Genomic DNA, 17,651 nt, shown 5'->3' with positions numbered 1-17,651 from the left:
GCAGGGTGATGGTGAGGAGGGGCCGGGGCTCACCGCTCCCCTACCGCACGCGTTCGCAGGCGATGACCAGATATTCGAGGCTCTTCTCCCGGTAGCCCGCCAGGAACGGCGCCTCGATGCCCGTGCGCAGCCTTGAGTGGTTGCGCAGTTCCCAGTAGGGGATGGCCTCATCGGTGTGACGCGTCACCCGGTAGGGCGCGAGTCCACTGGCAGCGAGCGCCTCGAAGTAGGTGCTGCGCTTGTGCATCCCGCACACGTAGTGGTTGTCGATGCGGCGCGAGGCGGACGAGCGGGCATCGACGGAGTCGTTGCGGCACCACGTCACCACCACATGGCGTCCTCCCGGCCGCAGCAGCCGGGCGAACCCGCGGAACAGGTCGTGGAGGTCCGCGTACATCGTCGTCTCGTTGCTGACGATGAAGTCGAAGGTCTCGTCCTCGAAGGGCGGTTCCAGCATGTTGGCGTGGTGGAAGCGCACCCGGTCGTCCCGGCCGCGCTCCTTGGCCACCCGCTCGGCGAACTCGATGTGACGCTCACAGAAGGTGACGCCGTCCATACGGCAGCCGAACCGCTGGGCGATCATGAAGGAGGTGCCTCCGCGCCCCGAACCGGCGTCCATACCGCGCGCGTCGGCGGCAACGGTACCGAGTGCGTCGAGGATGAGTTCGGCCTCCGCGTTCTCCATGCGGTGCAGTTCCTCGAGGGCTAGCGAGTCCCGGTGCTCGGGGGCTGCGGTGAAAACGCCGGGATCGTAGTCACCGACGCCGTAGTGGTGGTGGTAGAGACCGTCCTCCGCCCCCAGAAGCAGATTGATGTCGTCTGTCGTCTTGGTGTCCCAGTAGCCCTTCAGCAGACGCTCGTAGTCACTGCGGACCACGGCGTTCCGTTGTCCGGTCGTACTCGTCATGTGGGCAGACCCTTCGTGTGGTGGACGGTCAGCGGATGTCGGAGGTCTCACGGGCAGCCAGAAGCGCAAGGGTCCTGCGGCAGATCTTTCCGCTGGGGCCGAGTGGCATCTCCCTGACACGCAGCAGGAGTTCGGGGAGCTTTCGGCGTTCAAGGCCGCGCTGGGACTCCAGGAACACCGTGAGTTCCCGCAGGCCCGGTGCGGGCGCGCCCGGCGTCTCGCGGACGCATGCGCACAGGCGCTCCCCCAGTTCCGGGTCGGGCACGCCGACGCAGGCCACCTCGGCCACAGCGGCATGTGCGCTGAGTTCGCGTTCCACCTCGGCCGGGCTGATGTTGTAGCCGCCCCGTACGACGATCTCCTTGATGCGGCCCAGTACGTGGAGCCGGCCGTGTTCGTCCAGGAGCCCGCAGTCACCGGTACGGACCCAGCCGGTCGACGTGCGGTACCGGGCGTCCAGATCGGGGTCGGCCACGTAGCACAGCGGTGTCATCGGGCCTCTGGCGCAGATCTCGCCGGGCTGCCCGGCCGACACGGGGGCACCGGTGTCGTCGGTGATGCGGATCCGCGCCACGGCCGAGTCGGGAAGCCCGCTGCCCGCCTCAGGGCGGAGCCCGGTGGCGGCGGTGTGGCAGTTCACGCCGTCGGATGATCCGTAGACGGAGATGACAGGGCCGCCGAACCGGTCGCGGCACACCTCGGCGGTGGCGTCCGGGAGGGCCGCGCCGCTGGAGACGACGGCCTGCAGGCCGGTGAAGTCCTCTCGGGATGTGGGCGGTTGTTCGGCGATGCGGTGCAGCATCGTGGGCACGCCGAAGACATGCGTGGGGCGGTGCTCGACGATCATGCGGAGCGCCGCGGCCGGGTCGAAGGACTCCTGCACCAGCAGCGTGCCGCCGAGGGCGGCCAGCGTGACGGACGTGCCGCAGGAACCGAAGGAGGAAGCCAGCGGGACGAGCACGAGGTTGCGCATCGCGCCGTCCCCGTCGTGCAGGGCGCGTACGTAGGTGGCCCGGCCGCCGGCCATCGCGTTGTGGGAGTAGGCGACCATCTTGGGTTCGGCCTCGGAGCCGGAGGAGACCAGGATCCGGGCGGGCGCCTCGGGGTCGACGGGACGGGGAACGAAAGGCTGCCTCGCGGGCGCCGCGAGTGACTGCGCGGTCCGCCGGCCCTCCCCGAAGGTGAACACCGCTTCGAGGTGGGGGAGATGAGCGCGTGGTACCGCGTCGGAGAGATGGGTGACGATGACCGCGCGGGCACGGGCGCGGGCGAGCAGGCTCACCGGGCCCCGGCTGCCGTGCCCCGGCGGATAGGGCAGCGCGACCGCGCCGACGGCCGCGACCGCGAGCTCCGCGGCCACCGCGTCGCGCCCGTTCGGCATCCGTACGGCGATGATGTCCCGTTCGCCCAGCCCGCGTTCGGCGAGCCGGGCGGCGATGTGCCGTACCCGGGCGTCGAGCCCGGCGTAGTCCAGCGCGCCCGCCGAGTCGATGACGGCCGTCCGACCGGGGTGACGCTTCACGTGTCCGGAGAAGAGCGTGTACAGGTCGCGGTCGGGGCAGTGGCCCTGTTCGACCCAGGCGCGCCGCACTGGGGCCGGCACCAGGTCACGGATCTCGACACCGGCGTTCGATGTCCATCCGGCCCTCATGAGAACTCCCAGGGTGCGAGGGGGGTGGCGTACTCCCCGACGGCCAGCGCCGGGGCGAACCGTGGGTCGCGGGCCAGGTCCGCGAGGCTGGTGCACACCGGTGTGACGGCCACGCCCGCTGCCGCCAGCCTGGGCAGCCAGTCCGCGGTGGGCCGCGTCCGGGCCCGGGAGGCGATCGCGTCCACGCCCGCCCCGGCGCCGAGGTCGAGCGCTCGCGCGAGGCGGTCCGGCCGCTCGCGGGCTTGCGGTCCCAGCGAGAGGTATCCGTCCCGGGTACGCAGCGGACGGTCCGTCGCTGCGGGCCGTCGCCACCCGCGGGGAACGAGGGCAGCGGCGGAGTACAGGGAGGAGTCCACGCGGCCGCCTCTTCCGGTGCGAAGCCGTGCCAACAGTGCCGCCAGTACGCCTTGCGCGCAGACCAGCCCGCCGAGGACATCGGTGAGCGTCATCAGGGAGGGCGCGGGTGGCTCGTCCGCGGGCCGCACGGCGGCGGCGAGGCCGCTGTGCGCCTGGACCAGGTAGTCGGTCCCCACCGGCGGTATCGGCCCGAGGGCGTCGCCCCAGCCGGACGCCCACGCGTACACCAACCCGGGGCGAGCCGAACGCAGGTCCTCGGCGTCCAGTCCGAGCCGGGCCGCCTTGCCCGGCGCCCAGTTGTGCAGAAAGACATCGGCCTCGGACACGAGTTCGCGGACCGCCCGCCGTCCCGTGGCCGAGGTGAAGTCGATCTCCGTGACGGCTTTTCCGGCGTTGAGGGCGCTGAAGCGGGCCGAACAGGTGCCCGCAATGGGAGGGATGCCGCGCATCGGGTCGCCGCCCGGCGGTTCGACACGTACGACGTCGGCGCCCAGGAGCCGCAGGACATGACCGGCCATGGGCCCCTGGACGCGTCGTGCCGACTCGACGACGCGCAGGCCCGCCAGGGGTGCCCCGGCCGTGCGGGGAGCGCCGCCCGTACGGGTCCGGCCGCTCGTGGTGCCGCCGGGTTCGGGCGACGGCGTGAGCGTCCACGGCGGCGTCACCGTCGGCGGGAGGGGATCTTCCCGTACGGACAGCACGGCGGCGCCCGACCGGTCCGCGGTCGCCCGGATGGCCGCGAACGAGACACGCCGCACGGTCGCGGACAGCGCGGGGGGCAGCGAGCAGGTGGCGGTGGCGAACCGCTGCTGGAACGACCGCCATCCGCGGCCGATCTCGGCACGGTCCGCGCCGAGCCGCTGCCAGAAGTCCAGCCACCGGTCGGCGTCGAGGACTTCGAGTTCGAAGCGCACTCCGTCGGCGGAGACGAACGGGCAGTCGGCGGGCCCGGACCCTTGCCCCGTGCCGGTGCGCGATGGCAGGCCGTCCTCCGGGTTGTCGCCGTCGGCTGTCGCGGCCGCGAGGTACTGGGCGAGCGCCAGCAGCGCGGCCTGGCTCACGGAGGTCCGCACCTGCGTCACGTCGGCGCCCGCGGCCCGCGCCAGGAGTGCCGCGCAGACTCCCTGGGCCGCGAGGACGCCCGCCACCGTGGAGGCGTAGTCGACGGCGAGCGGGGCCGGGCGTCCGGCCGCCCGGCCGTGGACGTGCATGATCCCGCAGGCCGCCTGGACGGCACCCTCATCGACCAGGGGGACGGAGAGCGGGCCCTGCCAGTCGATGTCCCAGCCGACGGTGGCGGTGGCGGGGTCGTCCACCAAGTCGAGCACGTGTGCCGCGATCCGGGCGGCCACCGGCGCCGTGGCCGGGGCCCCGGCGCGCGGCACGCAGAGCGTCATCGGGCGTCCTCCGTGAGGGGCCGCAGACCGTCTTCCGCCTCACCGGCCTGCGGGCGCCGGCCGTGTACCGAGTAGATGACGCTGGACGCGGCGCAGAACGACGGGTCCCGCATCAGCGCCCGTACGTCCGCCAGCTGCGCCTCGGTCATACCCGCGGCGAGGAGCTTGTCCCGCAGGTGGTAGGTGTGGTTGAGCTGCATCAGCAGGCCCGGCGACCCCGCGGTGCGCAGTTCGATGCGGGGCCACGGGTCGATGTTGACGAGCCCCGCGGCACGCATGGCGGCCGGCGCGTTCCGGGCCCAGTGGGGATCTCCCCCGCCGGCCCGCATGACGGCGCACTTGGCGTCGAGGAAAGCCGCGTAGAGCCGCGCGGATGCCTCGTCCGGGGTGAGCAGGGGTGGTTCGTAGGAGGCGTCGAACTCCTCGATGTACAGCCACCCTCCCGGTTTGAGGGCACGCACGAGCTTGTCGAGGACGGCGAGCCGTTCGGGCAGGTGCTGGAGGACGAGACGGGCGACGACGAGGTCGAAGTCCGCCTCCGGGAGCGGATCGGTCACCACGTCGTGCTCGACGGCGGTCAGGCAAGGCCCTTCCTGGATGTGGTGCGGTTTGACGTCGGTGGCCATGACCTCGCCCGTGGGAGCGACGCGTTCGGCGAGCCACCGGGCCACGCTCCCGCCCCCGGAGCCGATGTCCAGGCACCGCCACCCGGTCGTGACGCCGGTCTCGGCGAGCCTGTCGAAGGTCATGGTGTCGTAGGCGTCGGTGATGCAGCGGTGCAGCTCGTCGCTGTGCACGCTGTCGTTGTCGAAGACGAACCCCGAGGCCTGGCCCGGACTCTTGCGCATGTAATCCCCCCTTGTCCCGTCTCAGGTCCACCGGCCGGAGCCGTAGGTGTCGGTACGACCGGTGAGGCGGTGCAGCAACTCCCCGCGCCGCACCTTGCCGGTTCCGGTACGCGGCACTTGGTCCCAGGTGAGTGCGACCGGTTCGCGCAGGGGCGGCAGGTCTCGCACCGCTTCCTTCCAGCGGGCCTGGTCCAGGGCGCCGTCGGCGGTGACCACGACCGGCAGCGGATCCCGGCCCAGCTCGGCGAGGACGACGCACTCCAGGGCCTGCGGCAACCGGCCCTCCAAGAGGTCCTCGGTCCGCAGACAGCTGAGCTGCGGCGTGCGATCCACCTCGCGGTCGAGCAGCTCGATGCTTCCGTCGCGGTTGCGGGCGCCGATGTCGCCGGTGTTCCACCAGGTGCCGTGGCGCTTGGCCGACCAGCGGTCTTCCTCGCCGACGTAGCCCAGGGCACAGGCGGCGGTTCTGGCCAGTACCAGGCCCGCCCGCCCCCGCGGCAGGGACCGCAAGGTGTCGGCGTCGACCACCCGCAGCCGCGTCTTCACGGGCACCGGACGTCCGAGGTTCCGGGTGCCGGCCCCACCCGATGCCTTGTGGACTGACTGCCGGGTGTGGAAGCGGAAGGTCAGCGGTCCCGTCTCGGTCTGCCCCCACCCCTCCACCCACACGGGACGGCGGTGCCGGCTCGCTCTGAGGTACGCCCGCACGGTGGGGGGATGCATGGCGTCGTACGTACTGATGACCATGCGGACTCGCCGAAACGGGTTGTCCAACCCTCCGGTCAGCGGCTGGAAGCGGACGAACGAGGCGGGCAGCGCCTCCAGGACGGTCGGCGGATGGGCGCGCAGCACGGGGTCGGCGAGGTTCGGGTCCTGCGTGGTGATGATCGAGATCTCGGCGGGGCCCATGCACAGGGCGCTCGCGGTCCAGCAGAACGTCCTGCCATGGGCGAACGCGCTCGCGTTGACCAGGATGTCGCTGCGTCGCAGGCCGATCCGCGGCAACCGCACGCTCTCGAACCGAGCCAGCTTGCCGATGATCGTACGGGTCGAGTGCACCACCAACTTGGGCACACCGGTGGTACCCGACGTGTGGTTGATCACCAAGGGCTCGTCGTCGTGTCTGCGGTGAGGCCCGGGGGCGGTGTGTCCGCGTACGTCGTCCATGCCCAGCGTCCCCGGCACGGCGCCGTCCAGCACCAGGGTCGCTCGTGCGGCCGCGGACAGGTCGGTGCCCTCCTTCCGGCCGCGTTCCAGCACCTGTGCCGTCGTGACGAGCAGGGCGGGGCCGAGCCGGGCCAGCAACGTCCCCAGCGCCTCACCGGACAGGTGCGCGGACAGCTGCGCGGGTACGGCGCCGACGCGCACGGCGGCGCAGGCGAGCAGGTCGTAGTCCCAGTGGTTGTCCTTGACGATCGCCACCCGGTCGCCGGGGCCGGCCCCGGCGGCGGCCAGCCAGCCGGCCGCCTCCCGTACGAGCGTGGCGAGTTGAGGGAGCGTGTAGTGGGTCCGGGTGCCCGCGTCGATGTCGAAAGGCCGGTCCAGGTGGACGAGCGTGGCGACCCGGTGCTCGGCGCACTCGTCGAACAGGACGCCCATGTCGTGCGGTTTCACGAGACGTTCTCCTCGGTGGGTCGGGAAGCTGGGCGGGTTCGTCCGACCGACCGGGGTGGCCGCAGCCGGCTGAGGACCCGGGAGGCCGCGAGCGCGCCCGAGCGCACCGCGCCTTCGCTGGCCGGCCGCAGCATCACCCAGTCCCCGGCGTACTCCACCGGCCGTGCGGCACGCGCCATGAACCGGGCGCGTCGGCGCAGGGCGTCGGGGGTCGCCTCGGGCAGGCCGTGGGTGAAGGCGTGCACGAAGTGGCGCCCGGCGGTCGTGTCCAGACCGGGGACGTACCGGGTGGCCGCCCGCACCAGCCGGTCGGCCGTCTGCCGCTCCGGCGCGTTCAGCAATTCGGGGATGATGCGGGCGTCGGCCATCAGGGTCAGCAGTCCCTTGCCCGCGGGCGCCCGGCCCGGGTGCTTGGCATGGTCGACGATGATCGCGGAGAGCACGTCGTCCTCCGCATCCGGCGTCAGCAGGACGTACAACGGCTTGCGGGACGGGGGCGCGAGCGGCCGGTCCAGCAGGCAGCTGACCTTGAGCGTGGGGGTGAAGGTGCATGCCGACAGGAACGGAAGCTCGTCGGCGGGGGCGTTGACGTGCAGGCGTGCCGCGACCGGAGCGGGCACGCAGAGGACCACCGAGCGCGCCGTGACGTTGTCGCCCCCGACGCGCAGCCGCACGGAGCCTTCCTCGGTGACGACCTCGTGCACCTCGCTGCCGGTGACCACGTCGAGTCCCTCGGCCAGCCGCCGGGCGAGCAGGTCCATGCCGTCGCGGTACGTCCGCCAGCCTGCGGCCGGACCCACCGACAGCAGCAGACTGAGCATCGGCGCCGCCGCGGAGCGCGCGGTGTCCCAGCCGAAGAAACTGCCGGCGACCGGCTGGAGCAGGTAGTCGTGCACGTCCCGGTGATACCGCCGCGCGAACTGACTGACCGTCAAAGTCCCTGCCGGGGTCCGTTCGGGGTGGTCGGCGTCGAACTCCCGGCGGTGCGCCCCTGTCCAGGCCAGGATCCGGGCGAGATCCAACCGGGCACGGGGCGAGAGCCCGGCGCCGGTGAGCACCGCGGAGATGTCCGCCACGCCGGGGTGGGCCCGTCCGCCGCGCCACACCCCGACCGACTTGCCGATGCGCGGCACGTCGTGTTTCGGCACGCCCAGCCGCGAGAGCAGTTCCCACGTCGCGCGGTAGCCCTGCTCCGAGATCTGTTCGGCACCCTCGTCGATCGTGTAGCCGTCCTGCTTGAAGCTGTGCATCCGGCCACCGACGTGCTCCTGCTCCTCGAAGACCCGCACCTCGAGACCCGCACGCCGCAGTTCGTGTGCGGCGGTCAGCCCGGCCATGCCCGCGCCGACCACGGCCACGTCGAGATCGGGGCTCATCCGGCGGCCCCCGCGCCGACGATCAGGTTCGCGGTGATCAGCAGCACCGTGCTGACCCGGTGCGCCGGGAACCCGAGCTTGCGGGCGCGCATGATGTCCCCCTGGCGGAAGCCGGTGAGGTATTGGCGCACGCGCAGCACCGTGACGGGCAGCATCAGGAGCACGAACCACCACGGGGCGATCCCGACGGCGGAGGCGACCGCGCCGATCAGGAACTCCGCCGCGGAAAGCGAACCGATGAAGACGGCGTTGCCCTTGGGCGAGACCAGGCACGCCACGGTCGGACGCCCGACGGCCCGGTCCCCGGGGATGTCGTTGGTGTTGGAGTACACGCCGAACAACAGCGGTCCGAAACCGAACAGCACCCCCTGCACCAACAGGAATCCGGAGAAGTGGCCGGCTGCCAGCCCGTACGCCCCCATCACCAACGCCGCGCCCAGCCCCGCGAGGAAGACCTCCTGGAAGCCGCGATAGCTGATCTTCAGCCCGTAGGAGTACTGGACGGAGAACACGAACAGGACCACGACCAGCACCACGGTCCAGGTGGGCCGGTACGGGGCTGTCGCCATGGCGGCGGCCCACAGGACGGCGCCGATGGCGGCGGTGGCCCACCCGAAACCGAGCGCTTCGCGCAGTGTCAGGGTTCCCGCGACGAGCGGCTTGCGGAGTTTGTTGCGCAGCGGGTCGTCCGGGCCGTAGTTAGCGGCGTCGCTGCCGTCGCGGTAGCCGGTCACGTCGTCGAGGGAGACCATCGCCACGATCACGAAGACCGCGCCGAAGAGGAACAGGGCAAGCGTCACGATCGTTGCGGGCGGCAGGCCGGAGACGGGCAGCAGCACCGCGGACAATGCCACGGCGACGCTCGGGTAGTAGTCGTAGACATCGAGTTTGCCCAGCCGGGCATAGCTGCGGATCTTGCTCTCGGGACGTGCGATTCCGGACGTGAATGGTCCGGCCTCGGTGCGGCTCGTCATCCGCTCCGCTCCTTCGAGTGTGTTCGGGTCGACCGGGACGCCCGCTGAGGCGGCGACCGGCGGGGGACTTGCTACGGCTGGTGACGCGCCGTCGCCTGGTTAGCGGCCCTGCGCGGGTCGGCGTAGGCGCAGACCGTGTCCGCAATGTGTTCCACCTGGGCGTCGGTCAGCCGCGGGTGGACGGGGATGGCCAGTTGGCGTCGGGCGGCGCTCTCCGCGTGCGGCCAGCTCCGGTCCGCGGGCGCGAACCGGGTGAAGGCGGCCTGGTGCGGCAGCGGGAGTGGGTAGTAGACGTGGCTCTCGATGCCCCGGTCGGCCAGATACCGCTTCAGTTCGTCCCGCTCCTCGGCGAGCAGCGAGTACACGTAGAAACAGCGGCCGTTCCGGCCCGGCGGAGGGGGCAGTACTCCTCGCTCGCGCAGCGGCGTGAAGCGTTCGGTGTAGTAGTCGGCGATGCGAGCCCGGCGCTGCAGCAGCTCGGGAAAGCCGGGTAGCCGGTGGAGCTGGAAAGCCGCGAGCACTTCGTCGAATCGGCTGTTGTAGCCGGTGCGCGAGTAGACGAACCGCTCGCTCTGCCCGTGGTTGCGCAACGCCCTGACGGCATGTCCGAGTTCGGGGTCCATGGTGACGACGGCGCCGCCCTCGCCGGCTGTTCCGAAGGTCTTGACCTGGACGAAGGAGAACACTCCGGCCTCGCCCCAGGTCCCGGCGGGGCGGCCGTCGAGGACGCCGCCCTGGGCGACCGCCGAGTCCTCGACCAGGCGCACGCCGTGACGCCGGGCGATGTCCCGCATGCGGGGCATGTCGGCCATCACCGAGAACATGTGCGCCGGCATGATGGCCCGGGTCCGGTCGGTGATCGCCCGTTCCACCTCGTCGGGGTCGGCCACCATCGTCCACGGGTCGATGTCCGCGAACACCGGCGTCGCCCGCAGCCCTGCCACGGTGTTGGCCAGCGGGGCGCAACCGTAGGCCGGTACGACCACCTCATCGCCGGGTCCGACACCCATGGCGTGCAGTACGAGGGTCAGCGCGGAGGTGCCGCTGGAGCAGGCCACGACGTCGGCGGCGCCGAGCGAGGTGCACAGGGCCTCCTCGAAACGGGCGGTGTGCTCGCCGAGCAGGAACCTCTGCTCCGGTGCGGTGCCGATGTCGTGGACGAGGTCCAGCAGCACCTGCCGGTCGGCCTCGAAGAGGTCCCGGGCGAAGAAGGCAATCGTCACGCCGGCCTCCTGGTCGGGAAACGGCGGACGAGGTCGCACACCGTGTCGACGTCGTCGACGCTCATGTCGGGGTACAGCGGGAGGGCGATCGTGCGCTCGCAGGCCGTCTCGGCGTGCGGGAAGTCGCCGCGGCGGTATCCCAGATGGGCGAAGCACTCCTGGAGGTGCAGCGGGGTCGGGTAGTACGTCTCGGTGCCCACGCCGTGCTCGGCCAGGTACCCGGCCAGTTCGTCACGCCGCTCGACCTCGATGAGGTAGACGTAGAAGACGGGGTGGGTCCGTACGGTGCGGGGCACCACGGTGGGCAGTCGCAGTACGCCGGGTGTGCCGGCCAGCCGTTCGGTGTAGGCGGCGGCGAGTCGGGCCCTGCGGGCGATGTCCTCGTGCAACTGGGTGAGCTTGGCGAGGAGGACAGCCGCCTGTATGTCGTCCATCTTGCTGTTGACACCGTTGACGGCGGTCTCGTTGCTGATTCCGGGGAAGTGGGCCAGCGTCCGGCCGTAGCGCCCGTGGTGGCGCAACGCCGCTGCGGCCTCCGCGAGTTGACGATTGTCGGTGAGAATCGCCCCGGCATCGCCGATGGCCCCGAGCGTCTTGGTGGGGAAGAACGAGAGCACACCGCCGGCTCCCAGCAGCCCGGCGTGTACGCCGTCCCACCGCATGCCGATGGCCTCCGCGCTGTCCTCCACCACGGTCAACCGGTGGTGGTGCGCGATGTCGAGCAGCGCGTCCATGTCGGCCATCTGGCAGAACAGGTGGACGGGCATGATCATGCGGGTGCGCGGGGTGACCGAGCGGGCCACGGATTCGGGGTCGATCGTGTAGGTGACGGGGTCGATGTCGGCGAAGACCGGGCGGCCGCCGGCCAGCACGACGGAGGAGGCCGAGGCCACGAAGGTGAATGCGGGGACGATGACCTCCTCGCCGGGCTGCAGTCCGCAGGCGCGCAGCAGCAGCACCAGGGCGTCGGTGCCACTGTTCACGCCCACCGCGTAGCGTGCGCCGGTCCACTGGGCCAGTGCCTCCTCGAACCGGGCGACCTGCCGGCCGTGTGAGAACTTGCCGTCGTCGATGACTTCGGTCAGCCGGGCCCGGATGTCCGGCCAGAGGGCTTCGAAGGTCCTGGCCTGGGTGAAGAAGGGCACCGGCCCCGAGGTGCCGACCACGGCGCCGGTCGCCATGCCGCGCCCGCCGTACCTCTGTCCGAAGGATGCGTTGCGCATGTTTCCTCTCGTGTCGGTGGTGGCGGAGGCGAGCCGAGCAGTCGGCAGGAAGGGGCTACAACGACGGCGCTCCCCCGGTGGGCCGGGGGGCGCCGCACGCAGGACCGGGTGAGTCACAGACGGTCAGAGCAGGGAGAACTCCAGCTCACCGGAGTGGTAACGGTGTACGGCCACGATCAGCTCCTCGACCGACAGCTGACCGTCGCCGTCCGTGTCGATCAGCTTGAATGCCGTGTCCGCCGTGGACTCGTCACTGCCGATGGCATGGATCCAGCGCCGGAACTCCGGGGGGCTGACCTGACCGTCGCCGTCGGTGTCGCACAGGTCTGCGATCGCGCTGATCGTCGGACGCAGCACCTGGTCGAAGCCGGCCTGCCCGCGCTCGAGCACCTTGTCCGCCGCGACGCCCTTGAACTCGTCGAAGCCCAGCGCCCCGTCGCTGCCGACTCCGGCCTCCCCCGCCACATACTCCCACATACCGAGGTACGCGTCGGTGAGATTCCGGCCCTTCGGGGAGCTCTCGCTTTCCCCGAACGCGAGCAGGATGCGCTTTGCCTCGCCTGCCCAGTCACTGCGATCGATGGTGCCGTCGCCGTTCTTGTCCCACATGTCGAAACGGCGACGCAGACGCTTTTCCTGTACGGAAGTGCTCATGCTTCTTCCTTTCTCGTTTCCTTCTCTGGACTGCGATTCAGATACTTACCGGAACGGGCCCCCGATAACCCACTCCTATGAGTGAGAAAGAATCGCGCCACGCGCATTCCACGCATGGCCGAAACGCGTTATCGGACAGCGGGACGGCACACATTCAAGCCGCTCCTGACGGCCAAATCCGGAGCGGCTACCGATAGCCATCACCACCGTGGCCAAATACTATTATCCTTGTTTCTCCATGCGCTTTGATGCGCCCACCCCATGACCCCGCCGACTCAGCAGGAGAACCAACCCCGATGCGGCGATCGGGGCCACCTGGGAAATGAGTTGCCCGACCACGTCCGGGGTGTCGAAGCGTCCGAGATGCGCCACATGGAACACCAGGTGCGGAACCGTGAAGGCGAGGCATCCGAAGGCCGCCCCCCGCACCAGGCGCCGCTCGGGGGACACGGCGGCCAACAGCAGGACCGTCGTCAGCCCGAGCGACAGGGCGCCGAGATCGCGCACCAGGTGCTCGTTGTACGGCGGAAACCTGGTCACCCACCCCAAGCCCGGGAGAGGAAACCCGTCGTAGAAGGATCGCGGCGCGAACAGAGCCCACCCTGCCGGCAACCCCTGCCCCAGGGACAGCAGCACCAGTGCGGCACGTACCAGGGGCAGCCTGGTCACAGGCGCTGGCCCCACCGGGCCCGCGACATCGGTCCGTTGACCCGCTTCGCGGGACTCGGCGGGCATGGTCCCGCCCCCGGGGCCCGCAGGGCTCCGCAGTGTCCGCGGACATGGGGCCGCTCCGAGTGCACCGCGCCCGGAGCGGCCCCTGCCGTCGGCCTGCGGCTCAGACACCCAGAAGCGGGGCGTCGAGCTCGCCCGCGTGGTACTTGCCCACCGCGGCCACGAGCTCCTCGACGGACAGCTGCCCGTTTCCGTCGGCGTCCACCTGGCGGAACACCTCGTCCGCGTCGATCCCGTCGTTGCCGATGGCGCCGAGCCACTTCCCGAACTCCGCCGGGTTGACCTGCCCGTCGCCGTCGACGTCGCACAGGTCGACCATCGCGCGGATGCTGGGCCGGAGCATGGTGCTGAAGCCGACCGCGCCCTGGCTCAGCATCTGGGTGCCGGCGATTTCGATGAACTGCTCGACCGACAGGGCCTGCCCGGCGCCGCGGCCGGCCTCTTGCATCATGTAGTCCCACATATGCGGATACGCGTGCAGCAGCGCCTGGGCCTTGGGGGAGCCTTCCGGCTCGCCGAAGGCCTCGACGATACGCCGGGCCTCCGCCTCCAGGTCGCCGCGTTCGATACGTCCGTCCCCGTTGGTGTCGTACAGCGCGAAACGCTGCCGGAGACGCTCGACCTGGGCAGTCTTGTTGGACATCTCACTCCTCTTCGTCGAAAAGCTGCGGCGAAAATCGGCAGTCTCGCACCCGAATCCATGGGAAACCGAAAGGGCCACCTTTCCGGAATCCCCGAGGGAGAATTGAAAAACCCGAGTACAGGTCCAGGCGATCGACCGCCCCATGCAAGGCGAACATTCAACGCCTCGTTGCAAAATACATGAGTACTAGCACCTATCGAGGGCTGTCAACGGAGGGGCCGGCGACCGGAAGACCGCAGAAACATTTCTCCCGCAATGTTGAGCACCTCCGCACGGCCGATTGTTTTCGCCCGTAGGTTCGGCCGCGAGACCGGAATCGGTCCCCTGGGCGGCATCTGCCGGGCCGACCGGACACTGCGGCCGCCTTCGACATGCATTTCGGCCATCTTCTCGCCGACAGAAGAATCGGCGATCAAGCATGAAGAAGGCCATCAGTGGATACGATGCTTCGAAGCCGCGACAACGTAACCTGCCCCCCTTTCGCCGCACATTTCACGAGGACTGTAGCGCGCGTTTCAGGGGACGACGGGATGGGTATGCAGAACATTTTCAAGCTCATTCACCAACCTGTGCCCAGTTCACTCGACTCCGTATTCGCGCGCGAATCAACACCCGTGAGTGGCGTTCGGAAAGGATGTACAAGGGGGTCGAGCCATGCTGTGCACGTTGATCGTCGGCCTGGGCCGCGCCGGCCTGGGACTGCATGTGCCGTTGCTGCGGCGTGCGCGCGCCCAAGCCCTCGGCACGTTCGCCGACCACCCGATCGTGGGAGTGGACCCCGGAAACACCCCACCCATCGAGCAGCGGGATCTGCTGATCACCGATTCCCTGCACCGCGCGTGCGATCTCCTCGACCCGGCGCGCACCGTCGTCCATCTGTGCACCCCGCCCGCCGTGCGCGTCGAGGTGCTCCGCGAGGTCGCCACGCTCGGGTTCTCGCGGATCCTCACGGAGAAACCGCTGGCCGGTGACCGGGAGGCGCTCCGGAGCATCCTGCACGTCGCACGGGAACACGAGCTGCGCCTGTCCGTGGTGGCGCCCTGGCTGCACAGCGCGCTGACGCAGCGTCTCGTCCAGCTGGTGGGCGACCAAAGGCTCGGCGCGGTGCGCTCCGTGTCCGTCACCCAGCACAAGCCCCGGTTCCGGCGCTCCCTCGGCGGCAGCAGTCACACCTCCGCCTTCGACGTGGAGGCACCGCATGCGGTGGGCGTCCTCCTGCGCCTCCTGGGTGACGCGCGGGTGTACAGTGCCGCCGGCGCCGACCTGCGGGTGGGGAGGACGACGGTGCCGCGCATGGGCAGCGCGCGCCTCGAACTGCGGCATGCGGGTGGCGTCCGGAGCGAGGTGCTGTCCGACCTGTCGGCACCAGTACGCCAGCGGCAGATCGCCCTCGAAATGGCGGAGGGCAGGGTCGTCGGGCACTACGCGGTCGGCGAGGACGACGACTTCGCCCAGCTGGAGATCACCCGTGACGGCCACACCGCGCGTGAGGTCCTCCGCGACGACTCGCTCATGTCATGCCTGACACAGGCCTACCGACGCTTCATCGACGGCGGCGACGGAGCCGATACCGACGACCTCGGCCTTCATGTGCGAACGGTCGAACTTCTCGACGAGGCGAAGCGGCTGGCGGTCGGCGAGCCGGCGGCCGTACCACCCACCGCCAGGGGGACCCGTTCCAAGGAGGCGATCACCCATGGTCGTTGATCTCCCCTCCGGAGCGGGCCCTCAGCGGCCCCGGTACGGCGTGACCGAGGACGACCACATCGGACGTGCGGCTCCCGGCATCCGTTTCGCGGGCATCGGGGACGAGGCGGCGGCGGATCCCGCCGGGCAACTGGACGCGCTGCGCCAACTGGGCTGGAAGGCGATCGAGTTACGCAACGTCAACGGCGTCGCGATCGCCGACCTGGACGACCGGGCCTTCGACGCCCTGGCCGACCGGATCGCGGCCGCCGGCCTCGACGTCGTCTGCGTCGACTCCCGGATAGCCAACTGGAGCCGCCCGATCACCGGCCGCTTCGAGGACGATGTGGCGGAGCTGCGGCTGCTTGCCCGGCGCTGCGCCACCCTGGGCACCCGGTATGTCCGGGTGATGTCCTACCCCAACGCCGGCCTGGACGAGGAGGAGTGGGGCAAGCGGGTGCTGGACCGGATGGCCCTGCTGGTCCGGCAGGCGGAGCAGCAGGGGCTGGTGCTGCTGCACGAGAACTGCAGCGGCTGGGCCGGTACCCGGGCCGACCGGATGCTGGAACTCCTCGACCGCATCGGCAGCCCCGCGCTGCGGCTGCTCTTCGACATCGGCAACGGGGTGCCATACGGCTACGACGCCCGGGCGCTGCTGGGCGACGTCATCGACCATGTCGCTCACGTGCACGTCAAGGATGCTCGGACCGGAGCGGAGGGCCGCGTCACGTACACGCTGCCGGGGGACGGGGAGTCCGGCGTGCGCTCCTGTCTCAGGGCCCTCCTCGACCACGGCTACACCGGGGCCTGGTCGATCGAACCGCACACCCACCTACGGCCGCACCAGGACCACGACGCCACCAGCTCCGACGGTGTTGCGGCGTTCGTCCGCTACGGCCGGTGCCTGGAGCGGCTCGTGCGGCAGGAAGCCCCGCCTGCCCGCACCCCCGTCGCCGGTGGGGGGCAGCATGGCTGACGTCCCGGCCCAGCTCCCTCCCCCGGCCGAATCCGCTGCCCTGTCGCCTTCCGCTGCCCTGTCGTCTCCCGCGCGGCTGACTCCGGCCGATCACGACCTGCTGCTCGACCTGCTCGACACTCCCACGGCCGGGCCGCTGGAGACGGGCGCCGACGGCCCCGCCGTGCGCCTGTGGGACGCCGGACGGGCCTATGCGGCGGCTGCCGCGACGCTCGGCCTGAGGGTGCTGCGCCACGCCCCGGCGGAACCGGGAGTGCTGCGCCGGGACGACGTACCGCTGACGGTCCGGGAAGCGGCGGAGGACGAGACGTTCCTGGCCCGGCAGCCCAGCCTGGTGCTGCGCCTCGGCCCGGAGCTCCCGCGGCGGGACACGGTGATGTTCAACGTCCACCTGGACACGGTGGCCGGGTGGTGGCCGGCCCACTTCGACGGACGACGCTTCACCGGCCGGGGAGCGATCGACGCCAAGGGCCCCGCCGTCGCCCTGCTCGCCGGCATCCGGGCGGCTCGGGCTGCCGAGCCGGCCCTCGGCAGCCGGGTCGGCGTGCTCATCCAGGCTGTCGCCGGTGAAGAAGGCGGTGCCATGGGGACGTTCGGCACCAGGCCACTGGTGGAGCACGGCTTCACCGGCGGGCTGAACCTGTTCTGCGAGCCCACCGGGCACCGCTTCCTGCCACGTTCGACGGCATCGATGACAGCCCTCGTACGCGTTGACGGCGAGGACGCGGTGGACGATCGCCCCGCGGCCGGGCACAACGCGACCGTGCTGCTGGGGCACATCAGCCACTACCTGGCCCGCGCCCTGCCACCGCGAATCGGCGACGGCAGGGTGTGCGTGGCCGGCCTGTACACCGGCGAGCGGCACAACCGGGTCTACGCGGTCGGCTGCTGCTCAACGTCTCCTACGGTTCACGGCCGACCGGCCGAGCCGCCGAAGCCGCGCTGCGGCAGGCGCTGCGTGAGGCGCTCGCCGACTTCTCCTCCGGGGCCGCCGACACCCACGATTTGGCCAGAACGGCCGCTGACGCGGCACGGATCACGTCTCTGCACTGGTACAAACGCGGCCTCCCCGCCCTGGACGGCCGAGGCCGCGCGCCGTGGGCCGAAGAACTGCTGGAACGAGGGGCGGGCCTGGTGCGCTGGCCCGACGAGGAGCCGGCCTTCACCTGCGACGCGATCTGGATGGAGGAGGTCCCCGACAGCTACACGGCGGTCTTCGGCCCCGGCAACCTGGACACCAACCACGCGCACGCCGCCGGCGAGTACGTCGACCTGGACGACTTGGACCAGTACGCCGACGACATCGCCCGCATTCTCGTAGCCCGCGTCCGCCACCCGCCACCCGGCGGCGGTGCCGCCGTAGAACCACACACTCACTCAGCGGCCGCGC

15 protein-coding genes are annotated in these 17,651 nt (G+C 70.9%); 3 read left to right on the top strand and 12 right to left on the bottom strand.

Features of this window, described 5'->3' with window-relative positions; all coding sequences use genetic code 11:
• Positions 1–40: 40 nt before the first annotated feature.
• The 12 genes from ACKTSN_RS42505 to ACKTSN_RS42450 all read right to left on the bottom strand — a co-directional run bounded on the left by ACKTSN_RS42505 (position 41) and on the right by ACKTSN_RS42450 (position 13,599).
• Positions 41–907, bottom strand: coding sequence for an SAM-dependent methyltransferase (locus ACKTSN_RS42505; protein WP_409473947.1), 867 nt, complete (start codon positions 905–907; stop codon positions 41–43).
• 28 nt (positions 908–935) lie between these two features.
• Positions 936–2,558, bottom strand: coding sequence for a class I adenylate-forming enzyme family protein (locus tag ACKTSN_RS42500; RefSeq protein ID WP_409473946.1), 1,623 nt, complete (start codon positions 2,556–2,558; stop codon positions 936–938).
• Positions 2,555–4,312 (bottom strand): CoA transferase, encoded by a 1,758-nt coding sequence (locus ACKTSN_RS42495; protein ID WP_409473945.1) that lies wholly within the window; start codon positions 4,310–4,312, stop codon positions 2,555–2,557. Before ACKTSN_RS42495 ends, ACKTSN_RS42500 begins: the two co-directional genes overlap by 4 nt.
• Positions 4,309–5,160, bottom strand: a complete 852-nt coding sequence (locus tag ACKTSN_RS42490) for a methyltransferase domain-containing protein (protein ID WP_409473944.1) — start codon at positions 5,158–5,160, stop codon at positions 4,309–4,311. Before ACKTSN_RS42490 ends, ACKTSN_RS42495 begins: the two co-directional genes overlap by 4 nt.
• Before the next feature lie 21 nt (positions 5,161–5,181).
• Entirely contained in the window at positions 5,182–6,759 is a 1,578-nt protein-coding gene (locus tag ACKTSN_RS42485; protein WP_409475058.1) for an AMP-binding protein, read from the bottom strand.
• Between the two features lie 11 nt (positions 6,760–6,770).
• Entirely contained in the window at positions 6,771–8,150 is a 1,380-nt protein-coding gene (locus ACKTSN_RS42480) for a protoporphyrinogen/coproporphyrinogen oxidase (RefSeq protein WP_409473943.1), read from the bottom strand.
• Positions 8,147–9,124 (bottom strand): UbiA family prenyltransferase, encoded by a 978-nt coding sequence (locus ACKTSN_RS42475; RefSeq protein WP_409473942.1) that lies wholly within the window; start codon positions 9,122–9,124, stop codon positions 8,147–8,149. The genes ACKTSN_RS42480 and ACKTSN_RS42475 overlap by 4 nt, the downstream gene beginning before the upstream one ends.
• Before the next feature lie 71 nt (positions 9,125–9,195).
• Positions 9,196–10,347: a DegT/DnrJ/EryC1/StrS family aminotransferase gene (locus tag ACKTSN_RS42470; protein WP_409473941.1), complete on the bottom strand. Its 1,152-nt coding sequence runs from the start codon at positions 10,345–10,347 to the stop codon at positions 9,196–9,198.
• A complete protein-coding gene (locus tag ACKTSN_RS42465; protein ID WP_409473940.1) occupies positions 10,344–11,570 on the bottom strand; it encodes a DegT/DnrJ/EryC1/StrS family aminotransferase in 1,227 nt (408 codons plus the stop codon). The genes ACKTSN_RS42470 and ACKTSN_RS42465 overlap by 4 nt, the downstream gene beginning before the upstream one ends.
• A gap of 123 nt (positions 11,571–11,693) precedes the next feature.
• Positions 11,694–12,224, bottom strand: coding sequence for an EF-hand domain-containing protein (locus tag ACKTSN_RS42460; protein ID WP_409473939.1), 531 nt, complete (start codon positions 12,222–12,224; stop codon positions 11,694–11,696).
• A 222-nt stretch (positions 12,225–12,446) separates the two neighbouring features.
• Positions 12,447–12,893 carry a hypothetical protein gene (locus ACKTSN_RS42455; RefSeq protein ID WP_409473938.1) on the bottom strand — a complete coding sequence of 149 codons (447 nt, stop codon included), beginning with the start codon at positions 12,891–12,893 and terminating at the stop codon, positions 12,447–12,449.
• A gap of 166 nt (positions 12,894–13,059) precedes the next feature.
• Entirely contained in the window at positions 13,060–13,599 is a 540-nt protein-coding gene (locus ACKTSN_RS42450; RefSeq protein ID WP_409473937.1) for an EF-hand domain-containing protein, read from the bottom strand.
• 654 nt (positions 13,600–14,253) lie between these two features.
• Here ACKTSN_RS42450 and ACKTSN_RS42445 point away from each other — a divergent pair.
• Genes ACKTSN_RS42445 through ACKTSN_RS42435 form a run of 3 tightly spaced genes read left to right on the top strand, consistent with a single transcriptional unit; the run spans position 14,254 to position 17,582 of the window.
• Positions 14,254–15,306, top strand: coding sequence for a hypothetical protein (locus ACKTSN_RS42445; protein WP_409473936.1), 1,053 nt, complete (start codon positions 14,254–14,256; stop codon positions 15,304–15,306).
• Entirely contained in the window at positions 15,296–16,261 is a 966-nt protein-coding gene (locus ACKTSN_RS42440) for a sugar phosphate isomerase/epimerase family protein (protein ID WP_409473935.1), read from the top strand. The genes ACKTSN_RS42445 and ACKTSN_RS42440 overlap by 11 nt, the downstream gene beginning before the upstream one ends.
• Entirely contained in the window at positions 16,254–17,582 is a 1,329-nt protein-coding gene (locus tag ACKTSN_RS42435; RefSeq protein WP_409473934.1) for a M20/M25/M40 family metallo-hydrolase, read from the top strand. Before ACKTSN_RS42440 ends, ACKTSN_RS42435 begins: the two co-directional genes overlap by 8 nt.
• Positions 17,583–17,651 lie beyond the last annotated feature (69 nt).

It is taken from the genome of Streptomyces flavusporus (assembly GCF_046267975.1).
GTDB classification, from domain to species: Bacteria; Actinomycetota; Actinomycetes; order Streptomycetales; family Streptomycetaceae; genus Streptomyces; species Streptomyces flavusporus.
This window is presented reverse-complemented; position numbering and strand designations above follow the sequence as displayed.

Excerpts from the sequence above, each read along its gene's own strand:
- ACKTSN_RS42505 (WP_409473947.1), bottom strand. The coding sequence starts at position 907 with ATGACGAGTACGACCGGACAACGGAACGCCGTGGTCCGCAGTGACTAC.
- ACKTSN_RS42500 (WP_409473946.1), bottom strand. The coding sequence starts at position 2,558 with ATGAGGGCCGGATGGACATCGAACGCCGGTGTCGAGATCCGTGACCTG.
- ACKTSN_RS42495 (WP_409473945.1), bottom strand. The coding sequence starts at position 4,312 with ATGACGCTCTGCGTGCCGCGCGCCGGGGCCCCGGCCACGGCGCCGGTG.
- ACKTSN_RS42490 (WP_409473944.1), bottom strand. The coding sequence starts at position 5,160 with ATGCGCAAGAGTCCGGGCCAGGCCTCGGGGTTCGTCTTCGACAACGAC.
- ACKTSN_RS42485 (WP_409475058.1), bottom strand. The coding sequence starts at position 6,759 with ATGGGCGTCCTGTTCGACGAGTGCGCCGAGCACCGGGTCGCCACGCTC.
- ACKTSN_RS42480 (WP_409473943.1), bottom strand. The coding sequence starts at position 8,150 with ATGAGCCCCGATCTCGACGTGGCCGTGGTCGGCGCGGGCATGGCCGGG.
- ACKTSN_RS42475 (WP_409473942.1), bottom strand. The coding sequence starts at position 9,124 with ATGACGAGCCGCACCGAGGCCGGACCATTCACGTCCGGAATCGCACGT.
- ACKTSN_RS42465 (WP_409473940.1), bottom strand. The coding sequence starts at position 11,570 with ATGCGCAACGCATCCTTCGGACAGAGGTACGGCGGGCGCGGCATGGCG.
- ACKTSN_RS42460 (WP_409473939.1), bottom strand. The coding sequence starts at position 12,224 with ATGAGCACTTCCGTACAGGAAAAGCGTCTGCGTCGCCGTTTCGACATG.
- ACKTSN_RS42450 (WP_409473937.1), bottom strand. The coding sequence starts at position 13,599 with ATGTCCAACAAGACTGCCCAGGTCGAGCGTCTCCGGCAGCGTTTCGCG.
- ACKTSN_RS42445 (WP_409473936.1), top strand. The coding sequence starts at position 14,254 with ATGCTGTGCACGTTGATCGTCGGCCTGGGCCGCGCCGGCCTGGGACTG.
- ACKTSN_RS42440 (WP_409473935.1), top strand. The coding sequence starts at position 15,296 with ATGGTCGTTGATCTCCCCTCCGGAGCGGGCCCTCAGCGGCCCCGGTAC.
- ACKTSN_RS42435 (WP_409473934.1), top strand. The coding sequence starts at position 16,254 with ATGGCTGACGTCCCGGCCCAGCTCCCTCCCCCGGCCGAATCCGCTGCC.